Source organism: Cellulosilyticum sp. ST5 (assembly GCF_046529625.1).
GTDB classification, from domain to species: domain Bacteria; phylum Bacillota; class Clostridia; order Lachnospirales; family Cellulosilyticaceae; genus Cellulosilyticum; species Cellulosilyticum lentocellum.
In genome coordinates this window covers 2,896,871-2,909,209 of the sequence record NZ_CP132338.1, presented here as the reverse complement: position 1 = coordinate 2,909,209, position 12,339 = coordinate 2,896,871, and the positions used below count along the sequence as shown (strand labels likewise).

The 12,339-nt window shown below is 33.5% G+C and carries 10 protein-coding genes; 9 read left to right on the top strand and 1 reads right to left on the bottom strand.

Annotation, left to right across the window (positions count from 1 at the left end; genetic code table 11):
• Window positions 1-64 precede the first annotated feature (64 nt).
• The 9 genes from QTL86_RS14370 (at window position 65) to QTL86_RS14330 (ending at window position 11,293) form a co-directional block, all read left to right on the top strand.
• Window positions 65-823 (top strand): TatD family hydrolase, encoded by a 759-nt coding sequence (locus QTL86_RS14370; RefSeq protein ID WP_127065663.1) that lies wholly within the window; start codon window positions 65-67, stop codon window positions 821-823.
• 572 nt (window positions 824-1,395) lie between these two features.
• Window positions 1,396-2,418 carry a 3D domain-containing protein gene (locus QTL86_RS14365; RefSeq protein ID WP_127065664.1) on the top strand — a complete coding sequence of 341 codons (1,023 nt, stop codon included), beginning with the start codon at window positions 1,396-1,398 and terminating at the stop codon, window positions 2,416-2,418.
• A 197-nt stretch (window positions 2,419-2,615) separates the two neighbouring features.
• The gene (locus QTL86_RS14360; RefSeq protein WP_410495227.1) at window positions 2,616-4,355 is read left to right on the top strand and encodes an ABC transporter ATP-binding protein; all 1,740 of its coding nucleotides are present in this window, start codon (window positions 2,616-2,618) and stop codon (window positions 4,353-4,355) included.
• Window positions 4,356-4,554: 199 nt separating this feature from the next.
• Complete coding sequence (locus QTL86_RS14355) at window positions 4,555-5,382, top strand: transporter substrate-binding domain-containing protein (protein ID WP_127065666.1); 828 nt, start codon at window positions 4,555-4,557, stop codon at window positions 5,380-5,382.
• A gap of 113 nt (window positions 5,383-5,495) precedes the next feature.
• On the top strand, window positions 5,496-6,266 hold the full coding sequence (locus tag QTL86_RS14350; protein ID WP_410495226.1) for an amino acid ABC transporter permease: 771 nt from the start codon (window positions 5,496-5,498) through the stop codon (window positions 6,264-6,266).
• A 19-nt stretch (window positions 6,267-6,285) separates the two neighbouring features.
• On the top strand, window positions 6,286-7,023 hold the full coding sequence (locus QTL86_RS14345; protein ID WP_013655685.1) for an amino acid ABC transporter ATP-binding protein: 738 nt from the start codon (window positions 6,286-6,288) through the stop codon (window positions 7,021-7,023).
• Window positions 7,024-7,405: 382 nt separating this feature from the next.
• Window positions 7,406-7,561 carry a hypothetical protein gene (locus tag QTL86_RS14340; RefSeq protein ID WP_410495225.1) on the top strand — a complete coding sequence of 52 codons (156 nt, stop codon included), beginning with the start codon at window positions 7,406-7,408 and terminating at the stop codon, window positions 7,559-7,561.
• Between the two features lie 262 nt (window positions 7,562-7,823).
• Window positions 7,824-9,860, top strand: coding sequence for a methyl-accepting chemotaxis protein (locus tag QTL86_RS14335; RefSeq protein WP_410495224.1), 2,037 nt, complete (start codon window positions 7,824-7,826; stop codon window positions 9,858-9,860).
• Window positions 9,861-10,174: 314 nt separating this feature from the next.
• Window positions 10,175-11,293: a copper amine oxidase N-terminal domain-containing protein gene (locus QTL86_RS14330; RefSeq protein ID WP_127065669.1), complete on the top strand. Its 1,119-nt coding sequence runs from the start codon at window positions 10,175-10,177 to the stop codon at window positions 11,291-11,293.
• Between the two features lie 241 nt (window positions 11,294-11,534).
• Here the strand turns inward: QTL86_RS14330 and QTL86_RS14325 are convergent, their stop codons facing one another.
• Window positions 11,535-12,194 carry a hypothetical protein gene (locus QTL86_RS14325; RefSeq protein WP_127065670.1) on the bottom strand — a complete coding sequence of 220 codons (660 nt, stop codon included), beginning with the start codon at window positions 12,192-12,194 and terminating at the stop codon, window positions 11,535-11,537.
• Window positions 12,195-12,339 lie beyond the last annotated feature (145 nt).

Below are 12,339 nucleotides of genomic sequence, written 5' to 3'. Positions count from 1 at the left end.
TAGAACCGTTACAATAACAGCATAAGAGACAAATACTGCTTGAAAATGAGAAGGAGAAAAGAAAATGTATTTTGATTCACATGCACATTATGATGATGAAAGCTTTGATGAAGATCGTTACGAATTACTGGAAGGGATGAAAGCTAAGGGGGTTGATTTTATTGTTAATGCAGCCGCAGATATGGCTTCTTGTTTAACAGGTATCGCTTTAGCTAAAAAATATCCTTTTATATATTGCAGCATTGGAGTACATCCACATGATGTAAAAAGCTTAAAAGAAGAAGATTTAGAAGAAATGAGAAAGCTAGCTAGTTATGAGAAGGTTGTAGCTATTGGTGAAATAGGGTTAGATTATTATTATGATAGTTCACCCAGAGAAGTACAAAGAGAATGGTTTAAAAAGCAACTTCTTTTAGCAAAAGAGCTTGATTTTCCAGTAATTATTCATAGTAGAGAAGCTTCGCAGGAGACTTTTGATTTGATTATGGAAAGCGGAGTAAGAGAAGGTGTTATTCACTGTTTTTCAGGAAGTCATGAACTCGCTAAAGAATATGTTAAAAAAGGTTTTTTCATAGGAATAGGTGGTTCTTTAACTTTTAAAAACGCCAAAAAAACAGTTAAGGTAGTGGAGACTATTGGACTCGAAAATATACTCATTGAAACAGATTCACCTTATCTAACACCAGTACCTCATAGAGGAAAGAGAAATGACTCATCTTACTTAAAATATGTAGTAGAGAAAATTGCAGAAATTAAAGGTGTGACCCCAGAAGAAGTGGCTAGCATAAGCTGTCAAAATGCTAAAACATTATTTAGAATTTAGACGAGAAGGCTTGGGAGAAAAGAGAAAAAAAGAAAATAAAAAAACAGCTTTTGGAAAAAGCTGTTTTTTTATTTTATATACAAATACTAAACTTATGCTTTATAAAGGGTAAGAAAATGATATGGAATAAAATAGAAAAAAAGTATATTAAAGAGAAAAAATATCTCGCAAATGAGTAAGAATTTTAATGAAATAAAATAAAAAAAGATGGGTGTCATAAAAATAATGAAAAGGACATATAATAGTTATTAATAAAATATTACATAATTGTTAAAAATGGTTTTTTGAAAAAGAAATTTATAATGCGTAAAACCATTGATAAATCGTGGGTGTAGGTGGAATTTTGGTGTAATTTTCTGATTTTCAAATAAAAACTTGTTACAAAAAGCTTGAAAAACTAAAAAATATATATTACAATCGTATTTGTAGTTGCAATAAACTAAAAATTACATTTATTAACAAATCGTTGTAGTAAAGCCCGATTCACCAGATCAAGTGAGAAAGACCAATTGTTTTGATTAGTAAAGATAAAACTAAACTTTTATCAAGACAATCATTTTAAGGAGGATATCATGAAGAATCGAAGTAGAATCGCTTTATTGATTGTAGCGTTGTTTATGCTATGTGCAGTTAGTATTACAGCCTATCAATCCATGTCAAAGATTATTACTTTAGTCGATGACGGGAAAGTGACTCAATATGAAACAGACGCAAGTAGCGTAAAAGAACTATTAACGCAGTTGAAGGTTACCCTTGGTGACAAAGATACTGTGCAACCTGCATTAGAAACTGAAATTGAAGACAATATGAAAATCACTATAGAAAGATGGAAACCTACAGTAAGCTATACAGAAAATGGAGAAACAGTTGAATTCAAAACTGGACTTACTACAGTAGGGGATATCATTGATGCAAAAGGTTTAATAAATGCTGAGGGCTTAGCAGTTGAACCTAGCTTAGAAACAAAAATTACAGACGGTATGAAAATTACTGTTAAGACAAAAAAAGTTGAAACAGTAAACGAAACAAGACAAATCGGCTTTGAAACAAAAGTTGTTGAAACAGCTGATTTAGCATTTGGTGAAACGAAAGTTAAGCAAGAAGGTAAAAATGGGCTTAAAGAAGTAAGTCTAGAAAGAACTTACTTTGGTGGTGAAGTGGTTGACGAAAAGGTTTTAAATGTCAATGTAACACAAGAACCTACAGAAAAGATTGTACTTAAAGGTGTACAGAATTCTATCAAAGACTCATTTACAGGAAAAAGTTATGCATATACAAAAGTATATGAGATGGAAGCTACAGCGTATACAAATGGTAATGATGGATGGGGTAACCGTACTGCAAGTGGTATGACTACATTCGTAGGCATGGTTGCAGTTGACCCGAAGGTTATTCCACTAGGAACAAAAATCTATGTTGAAGGTTATGGTATTGCCATTGCTGGAGATACAGGTGGAGCTATTAAAGGTAATATTGTTGATTTATTCTTTAACAGTAATAAAGAATGTTACCAATTTGGACGCCAGTATGGTCTTAATGTCTATGTACTAAAAGACCAAGATGTCGATGTAAAAGCAGAGCGTAAAGCTTACTAAATAAAAGAGCAGTTCACTTTAGAAGTGAATTGCTCTTTTATTATTGAATAAGAAAGTTTGCATTCTCAGGATAGGCCTGATAAAAGTAAACAATAAAATAATCATTATTAGAAAAAGATTGGTGAATCTAGGATTTGATACCTCATATCAAATTATGTTACAATCATTGGATACAACTAAAAGTAGGAGATGAAATAATGGACACAATTAAACAGTTTATAAAGTACTATAAACCGTATCGTAAAATGTTTTATTATGATATGGGCTGTGCCCTTACTCTCTCAGGTATAGATTTAACCTTCCCTCTCTTGGTAAGGTTCTTAATGAATGAAGTATACGTCTTAAATGATGGTAGTGAGATTATTAAATTTATCATCATCATAGGAAGTATTCTTCTTGGCATGTATATACTCGCATTTTTCTGCCAATATTATATTACTACCTGGGGACATATTATGGGGGCTAGAATGGAATCAGACATGAGAAAGGAACTTTTCGGTCATTTAGAAAAGCTTTCATTCTCTTATTATGATGAAGTCAATACAGGTAAATTAATGTCTTGTATTACCAATGACCTCTTTGACATATCAGAGCTTGCTCACCATGGACCAGAGGATATTTTTATATCTTGCATAAAGATTGTAGGGACCTTCGCTATTTTAAGTATGATTAATATTAAGATGACGCTTATCCTTATTTTCTTTACAGCTATTATGCTGGCTTTCTCCCTCTATTATAATCGTAAAATGAAAGCAGTTTTCGCAAAGAATAGACAAAAGATTGCAGAGGTCAATGCCATTACACAAGATGCTTTAGGTGGTATTCGTGTGGTTAAATCTTTTGCCAATGAAGCAATAGAGATGGAAAAGTTTGAAGCAGGCAATGAAGCTTTCGTTGAGACTAAGAGTGAAAGCTACCTTATTATGGGTAAATATTTTAGTGGTAATGGCTTCTTTAAAAACATTTTATATTTAGCTACTGTACTAATAGGAGGATTATTTATTACAAGAGGCGAAATGAATTTAGCCGATTTAACGGTTTATATTCTTTATATTAATACCTACTTAAATCCAGTAGAGAAGCTAGTTAACTTCACCGAACAGTTCCAAAAAGGTATGACAGGGTTTGAACGTTTCTTAAGCGTTATACGTACTAATCCAGAAATTGATGATGAACCAGATGCACAACCAATAGGAGAAGTAAAAGGAGATATTACCTTTGAAAATGTTTCTTTTAGTTATGCAGATGAAGAAAAGAATGTGTTAAGTAATATGAACATTCATATTCCAGCTGGTAAAACAGTTGCATTGGTAGGCCCTTCAGGTGGAGGTAAAACCACATTTTGCTCACTGATTCCTCGTTTTTATGAAGTCAGTGAAGGAAAGGTCCTAGTAGATGGTAAAGACATTAAACATATTACACAAAGTTCTTTAAGGGATGCCATAGGTATTGTGCAGCAAGATGTGTATTTATTTGGTGGCAGCATTAAACAAAATATTGCTTATGGAGATCCTAATGCTAGTGATGAGGAAATAACCCAGGCGGCAAAAAAAGCTAATATTCATGATTTTATTATGAGCCTTCCAGAAGGATATGATACTTTCGTAGGTGAACGAGGTGTAAGGTTATCAGGTGGACAAAAGCAACGTATTGCCATTGCTAGGGTATTTCTTAAAAATCCGCCGATACTTATCTTAGATGAAGCAACTTCGGCTTTAGATAATGAAAGTGAACGTTATATACAAAGGTCGTTAGATGAGTTATCTAAAGGAAGAACAACCTTAGTCATTGCCCACCGCTTAAGTACTATTAGGAATGCCGATGAGATTCTCGTTTTAACGAAAGCAGGTATTGCAGAAAAAGGTGCACATGAAGCTTTAATGAGTGAAAATGGTATATATGCTCAGCTTTATAATATGCAGTTTGAAACAGCGTAATAAAATATAGAACAATCATGTTGTTAATTTAATAACATAATTTAAAAATAATAATAATTGTATTTTATGCGGAAAAGTGATAAAATGACTACAAATTGAGTAAGGAATCTTTAGGCAGTTTACAATGAGGTAAAGTCCTTAGTTGTGGAGTGCCTTTTTTACTCTCAAAAATTGTAAAAAAAGAAAGAAGTGTGAAAATATGAGGAGAAAATTAGCAGCATTAATATCAGCAGTAGTTATGGGAACTACTTTACTTACAGGTTGTGGTTCGGGAACTAAAGCAGGAGAAGAAAGTAGTACTTTTAGAGTAGGACTTGAATGTGGTTATGCACCTTTTAACTGGACGCAAATGGATGATAGTAATGGTGGTGTAAAAATTGATGGCAGTGCTGAATATGCAGGTGGGTATGATGTGGAAATCGCAAAGAAAATTGCAGAGGGATTAGGAAAAGAATTAGTTATCGTCAAAACAGAATGGGATGGTCTTGTACCAGCACTTACTTCTGGGAAAATAGATGCCATTATTGCAGGTATGTCACCAACAGCTGAACGTAAAGAAACCATTGATTTCTCTGATAACTATTACAAATCTGATTTAGTTATGGTTATTAAAAAAGGCAGTGCATATGAAAATGCTACATCTATTCAAGATTTTAGTGGTGCTAAGGTTACAGCTCAATTAAATACTTTCCACTATACTGTTATTGATCAAATAAATGGTGTAGAGAAACAATCAGCTATGGATAACTTCCCAGCAATGCGTGTAGCCCTTGAATCAGGTATGATTGATGGTTATGTTTCAGAACGACCAGAAGGTGTAAGTGCGACTAATGCAAATCCAAACTTTGCTATGGTTGAATTTACAGAGGGCTTTGAGACTTCAGATGATGATACAGCTATTGCAGTAGGTATTGCAAAAAATAGTGATTTGACAGCTAAGGTGAATGAAATCTTAAAGGGTATTTCAGAAGAAGAACGTATGACGATTATGGATACAGCTATTGTGAATCAACCAGCTGCTAACTAAGTAGATTTAATTAAATGAAGAGTAATAAAAACGAGACTAATGGTAGCATGCCCTTAGTTTTTGTTTGATAGGATACATAAATAGATGCAGTTAAGAAAAACAGGAGGAAACAAATGAGCTTTGAGTGGATTGTAAAAATTATTTCAACCAACGGCCCTATGTTCTTAAGAGGTGCAGGTTTAACACTGCTGATTTCTATGGTAGGTACTATTTTAGGCTCTATAATAGGATTGTTAATTGGTGTGGTACGTACAGTGCCTATGCCAGAGAGAGGGATTAAACGTATTTTATTAAAGGTAATCAATGCGATTTTGTCAGCTTACATAGCTTTTTTCCGTGGTACACCAATGATTGTTCAAGCAATGGTTATTTACTACGGTTCAGCTTTGGCTTTTGGCATGGATATGAATGTTCTGGGGGCAGCTATTTTTATTGTTTCTATTAATACTGGTGCTTATATGGCAGAAATTGTGCGTGGTGGCATTATTTCTGTTGATAAAGGACAATTTGAAGCAGCACAGGCTATTGGTATGAATCACTTACAAACAATGAGACATGTTGTATTACCACAGGTTATTCGTAATATCCTTCCAGCTACAGGTAATGAATTTGTTATTAACATTAAGGATACTTCAGTGCTTAATGTTATTAGTGTTAATGAATTGTTCTTCCAAACTAAGTCTGTAGCAGGAAATAACTTTAGATATTTTGAGTCTTTCTTTGTGGCGTGTATTTTATACTTCATTATGACTTATACAGTAACTAAAATTCTTCGTTATGTTGAAAAGAAACTGGATGGTCCTGAGAATTATAATATGATAGGTAATCAAATGCAGGTACAAACACCTGAAGAAGCTTTAAAGCATAATAAAGAGATGATATAGGGTAAAGGAGGAGATACATATGGAAAAAGTAATAGAAATTAAACATTTGAATAAATCCTTCGGCGCTCACGAAGTATTAAAGGACATTGATTTCTCTGTTAATAAAGGAGAAGTAGTATGTATTATTGGGTCTTCGGGTTCAGGTAAATCTACTTTACTACGTTGTGTTAACTTACTTGAAAAGCCAAGTGGTGGCGAAATTATTTATAATGGAGAGAACATCTTAGATGATAAGCATGATGTTTACGCCTATCGTACGAAATTAGGTATGGTATTTCAGCAGTTTAATTTATTTAATAATCATGATGTGCTTAGTAACTGTACTGTAGGACAAATGAAGGTGTTAAAACGTAGCAAAGAAGAAGCAGAAAAGATTGCAATGAAGTATTTAAAAATAGTAGGTATGGATCAATATATTCATGCTAAGCCAAAACAGCTTTCTGGTGGACAAAAGCAACGTGTAGCTATTGCTAGGGCACTTTCTATGGAGCCAGATGTGATGCTTTTTGACGAACCAACCTCAGCGCTTGACCCAGAAATGGTTGGAGAAGTACTAAAGGTTATGAAGGAATTAGCAGATAGCGGCTTAACTATGTTAGTAGTTACCCATGAAATGGGCTTTGCCAAAGAAGTATCGGATAGAGTTGTTTTCATGGATAAAGGCGTTATAGCTGAAGAAGGCAGACCAGAAGATATCTTTAATGCACCAAAGGAACAAAGAACCAAAGAATTCCTAAAGAGAGTCCTTGAAGCTTAATAAAATCAAGTAGAATAATGCTAAAAATAAAATGTGCTTTTACACTAAGTAAAAGCACATTTTATTTTTAGACTAACAGCAAAGAAACTTGGAAATGAGAATTTTTATAAAGGAAGGTATTTTGAAGAATAAGACCTCAAAAGAGGTCGTATTTTTATGTAATAAAATAAGAGTATATGTTGGTTACAATAGAATTTACTTTCTGTAAGTTAATTCTTATCTTATAGGATAATCAGTATGACGAACAAAGAAAGAAAAACATAATGATAAAAGGCAGAGAATATGAGACATATTAAGTTATCAAAAATGATAGGTAACCAGGATATTAGATGCTATTCTAGAGGCCACAGATAAGGAGAAGAAAGCAAAGTATTTTGTTTATATGTTTGATATGCCTCTAACTGCTCAAGATAATATTGGTTTAGTTTGGGAGAGGGATACGGCACTACCATTTAAGTATCATGATAGTGTAGAAGATAAGGATAAGACAATTACTTATATGATAGGAAAATCGAATACCATCTTGAGTAAGAACTAACCGAGGTTAAAATACAATACACTTTAAATTATTTAAAATAAATGAATTAAATTAATTTTTTAAAATTAATTTAATTCATTATGATGAATTAAAGCTATGCCGATATACAGGTGACTTGCTGAAAAACTAGACAGTTAGAAGTACTTAAAGGGAGAAAGTATCAGTAAGACATACTGCTAAAAAACATAAAAAATTGGGGCAAAAATTTCTCACTGTCTAGTAAAGAGTTACTATAATGATTACTAAATAAGGAGAAGTTAAGATGGCAAGAAAACTTAAGCAGACAAGTGTAGTAAGTAAATTAACTAAGAGATTATGGTACATAGCAGTACTTAGTTTTAGTGTAGCACTTGTTGCTATGTATCTAGTAGGGGTTACACGTATAGAAAATCTTACAATCAAGAGCACTATTAAGATGGTAGAAGATAATGCTAGGTTATTAGAAGGAAGATTAGATAAATACTTGATGTTAGTGGATACTATTTCAGTAGATGAACGCTTATGTGATCCAGAGATTGGATTTGATGAAAAAGAAAATGTACTTAGAGGTTATGTAGATTTATATGGAGAGAAATATGGAGTCAAATCTATTGGATATATTGATTTGGGGGGACAATTAACTTCAACCGATGGATTTGAGAATAATATATCTGATAAAGATTATTTTAAGGATTTAATGCAAGATAAGAAGTATATAAGCAGTCCGAGTTATAATATAAAAACTGGACAACAAATTATATTTATGGGAGCATCGCTCAAACAAGGTACGCAGGTCGTAGGAGCTATTACATGTACCTTTGATGGTAAATTCCTCTCGGATATGATTCAGGATTTAGAATATCTACAGGAAGGTAAATCTTATGTGCTTAATAAACAAGGCACAGTAATTGCCTCTAATAATTCATCAGAGGTAGCCGAGAGATACAATGTTATCAAGGAATTAGAACAAGACCCTACACTTACTCACTTAGAAGATATTGCTAAGGTCCATCAAAAAATGATTGAAGGTGGAGAGGGGGCTGAAGTGATTAATGATGGTATGGATAAATATATCGTCTATCATAATGTACCTCATTCCCAGGGGTGGAGCCTTGCTTTTGAGGTGAAAAGAAAAGATATCATTAGTGAGGTCATTGAAATAGCAACAGTTAATACTTTATCATGTAGTATAGCAATGATCTTATTATGTATAGGGATGGTTATAACTGCAAAGCCATTAGGAAAAAGACTGAATTATCTTAAAGGCGAAATTGATAAAATGGCTCAAGGTGATTTCACTATTAAACTTAATACAGAGGATGAAAAGACTAGGGATGAAATAACTCTTATGGCAGAGGCACTACAAAAGAGTATAGATGCCACAAGAAAGACACTAACTGCAGTTGAACATAATGCAACCGTATTAATGGGACAAGCGAAAGGCTTAGAAGGAGTATCACATGAAATCTATGAGGGTGCTAATAATATTGCAGCCTCTATGACAAATACCGCCACAGAAAATACAAATCAATCTATAGAAATCACAAATATGAATCAGCAGATGGATGAATTTGTTGCTAACTTAGATGAGATGGAAAACAACATCGAAGAGGTTATATATGTTACTTTAGAAGCAGAAAACGAGATTAAAGGGAGTCAGGAGCAAGTAAGAGATTTAGTTACTTCAGTAGATACCTTCAATCAATCCTTTAACCAGTTTGGAAATATGATTGAAAACATGAACAAGAAAATTTTTTCTATTAATGGGATTACTGCAGCCATTACACAAATTTCAGAACAGACGAATTTATTAGCCCTTAATGCAGCTATTGAGGCAGCTAGAGCTGGGGAAGCAGGAAGAGGCTTTAGCGTGGTAGCAGAAGAGATTAGAAAATTAGCTGAACAAAGTCAAGAGTCAGTGCGTGAAATTAGTAGGATTATTGAGGCAGTTTTAAATGAAGGGGAACATTTAACAAATTCTAGTGATGAAATCAATGTGAAGATGCAAGTGCAAAAAGAAAATATTGATAGAGCGGTAGTGACTTTTGAACATATGGCAGACGCAATGAAAAGTATCCTACCCAAAACAGAGGCTATGGCAGCTGTTTCAGTTGCTAATAAACGTCAAAAGGATAGCATTAAAGCAAGTATAGAAAAAGTGGCCCATGCCTCTCAAGAATTAGCGGCAGCCTCACAGGAAGTAGCTGCTACAGCAGAAGAATTTAATCAATCTAGTGAAAGTATTCGAGATGTTGCCAAAGCCGTTAATCAATTGACTGTGGAATTAACAGAACAAATGGAACAGTTTAAAGTAAAATAATAGAGTATGAGTGATATATAATACAAATAGATAAGTACTAGATAACTAGAAGATAGAGGTTATCTAGTGCTTTTTTATATTCTATTAATTTGATATGATTTTAAATAGAAGCATTGGATAGTTTTTCACTGGTATAAAGCATAACATTAAGACGATGTTTTTGATTTTTATTAAAAATAATAACCAAGTATAAGTTGGGGAAAATACAGAATATTACAAATGAATTAAGTTTCAGTTAATCATATGGTGTTGCTATAGAAGGATGAGTATAATGAAAACATAAAAAACGTCTATATAAAAGAAAAGGTGGAGCTATGAAGGGGATTAATAAAAAAGGAATAGTAAAAAGTTTTAGCGGGATAGTAGCAAGTCTACTATTATTAGGTACACCACAGATGAATGAGCTTATGGCAGCAAGCAAGATAAGTGTTAGCTATAATAATCAGGAGTTAATGCTAAGTAATGAACCGAAGGTGATTAATCAAAGCGTCATGCTCCCACTACGAGACCTATCAGAGCAATTAGGGTATAAGGTGAACTGGGAGCAAGCAACAGGTAAGATTGAGATTGTAGATGGAGTTTATAAGGTTGTATTGCAGGTGGGGAGTAAAGTAGCAGAGGTTAATGGCAAAGTAGTAACCATAGATGTAGCGCCTCAAACGATCAATGGTGTGACTTATATACCACTTCGCTTTGTGAGTGAGGCTCTGGAAATGGGTGTTCAGTGGAGTAAAGAAAACAAGGTGGCATTAGAAGGAAAATATACAGTTGATGAGGCGAACAAAAAGTTAATGGTAAGGACTGCCAGTGGGAAAAAGGTAGTGGGAGATATTAATACTTATGATGAGGACGTAGTAGATGGGAAGAATGTAACTTTAAGAAGAACTAACGCAGGGAGTGAAATGGTTTGTGTGACCTATGCTATTCAGGGCGCACTCACTCAGATAGCTCGTACGACTTTTTATATGAAAGATGGTAAGGTAATTGACAAGCTAGTAGAAAAGCCAAGTATTCAAGCTGAAGCTGGCATACTCTACAAAAATAATGAAGTTGCTATTAGTACAGGAACTGAATTTAAAATATATGATGATTTAACAGGGACTTTAGTTAAAACTTATAACCTAAAAGAAAAATTAGGTGGAGAAGGTTTTGTTCCAATTAGCTATAGTAATAACTATATAGTAGGTAGATATCAAAATACCATTCATGTTATTGATTTAGTAAATGGTAAGATTACTAGGATATTGGATTTTATTCCTGAAGGAACAGAAAAAGAAAAAGAAGCCAAATATTATGTCTATACGTTTGATATGCCATTAACGTCTCAAGATAATATTAATTTGGTGTGGGAGACTGAAGAAGCACTCGTGTTTAAATATCATGATGCCGTAGAAGATAAAGATAAGACTATTACTTACCTTATTGGAAAGTAATTAGTATAGTTGAAAAAGGTAAGGCAGATGAGTTTGTTAATTTGTTAAAAGAAGAAGGAATGAGAAGCTTTAAAGAAGGGGATTGAAACATAGATAGTTAAAAAAGGGCTACTGAGAAACAACTTTTAATACAAGAGATAGATGCTGGTAAATCCGAAGATTTATAGCACTTGTATTTATTAGAAGTTTCTTGGTAGTCCTTTTTGTGTATTAAGAATCGTCATTTTTTATTGGGTTCAATTTAACTACGCTGCATATCTTTGTAACCGATAACAACTGTCCATACATAGGCACAAGTTTTTGGAATCATCAGCATACCCACCATAGGGATAGCATCTGCCAATAATACGACTGGAATATAAAAGCCAAAGCTAAGAACAATCGTGAGCCACATCCATTTGAAGGAAGTATCATGATTTTCTTTAGTGCTCTTATAAAATAACACAATAATAAGTAAGCCGAGTAGTGCGAATGGTATGTTTCTGTAAATTCCCCATGAGATAGATGATACATCATTTAGCCACTGGTTTTGAGGAAATAGACAAAGGACAATACGTAAAGCGGATAATACATATACTACAGCGGTGACGCCCTTTTGTCCTTTGACATGATATCGTAGTCTCCACACATAATATAAAATGATATAAAAGATTGTCATGGTAATGGAGGTAATAAACTTCCCTATACCTAGTGCGGTGGTGAAATTTTCGAGGCCAGTTGTACATAAGGCTAGGGCACGAGGGATAAGGTGGAAGGAATCACCTACGCCTAAAACGATTGCCATAATCCCGAAAAGCTTATACTGGTTATTTCCTTTGCTTTTTAGAATCATTAAGATACCTATTGTTATGACTGATATCAAGTAGACGGTGTCAAATATGGTTTCAACTATAGCTTGCATCATTTTTCATCCTTTCTTTGTGGATTAATCTATGTTTTAAATGTGAACAATGTTCATTTTATGGATTTATTATTGGTTTGTCAATAATTGTTTTTTATTTTAAAAGTTGATTTAGCTACATAAATCTCGATTTTATTTGATTTTA

Excerpts from the sequence above, each read along its gene's own strand:
- QTL86_RS14370 (WP_127065663.1), top strand. The coding sequence starts at position 65 with ATGTATTTTGATTCACATGCACATTATGATGATGAAAGCTTTGATGAA.
- QTL86_RS14365 (WP_127065664.1), top strand. The coding sequence starts at position 1,396 with ATGAAGAATCGAAGTAGAATCGCTTTATTGATTGTAGCGTTGTTTATG.
- QTL86_RS14360 (WP_410495227.1), top strand. The coding sequence starts at position 2,616 with ATGGACACAATTAAACAGTTTATAAAGTACTATAAACCGTATCGTAAA.
- QTL86_RS14355 (WP_127065666.1), top strand. The coding sequence starts at position 4,555 with ATGAGGAGAAAATTAGCAGCATTAATATCAGCAGTAGTTATGGGAACT.
- QTL86_RS14350 (WP_410495226.1), top strand. The coding sequence starts at position 5,496 with ATGAGCTTTGAGTGGATTGTAAAAATTATTTCAACCAACGGCCCTATG.
- QTL86_RS14345 (WP_013655685.1), top strand. The coding sequence starts at position 6,286 with ATGGAAAAAGTAATAGAAATTAAACATTTGAATAAATCCTTCGGCGCT.
- QTL86_RS14340 (WP_410495225.1), top strand. The coding sequence starts at position 7,406 with ATGTTTGATATGCCTCTAACTGCTCAAGATAATATTGGTTTAGTTTGG.
- QTL86_RS14335 (WP_410495224.1), top strand. The coding sequence starts at position 7,824 with ATGGCAAGAAAACTTAAGCAGACAAGTGTAGTAAGTAAATTAACTAAG.
- QTL86_RS14330 (WP_127065669.1), top strand. The coding sequence starts at position 10,175 with ATGAAGGGGATTAATAAAAAAGGAATAGTAAAAAGTTTTAGCGGGATA.
- QTL86_RS14325 (WP_127065670.1), bottom strand. The coding sequence starts at position 12,194 with ATGCAAGCTATAGTTGAAACCATATTTGACACCGTCTACTTGATATCA.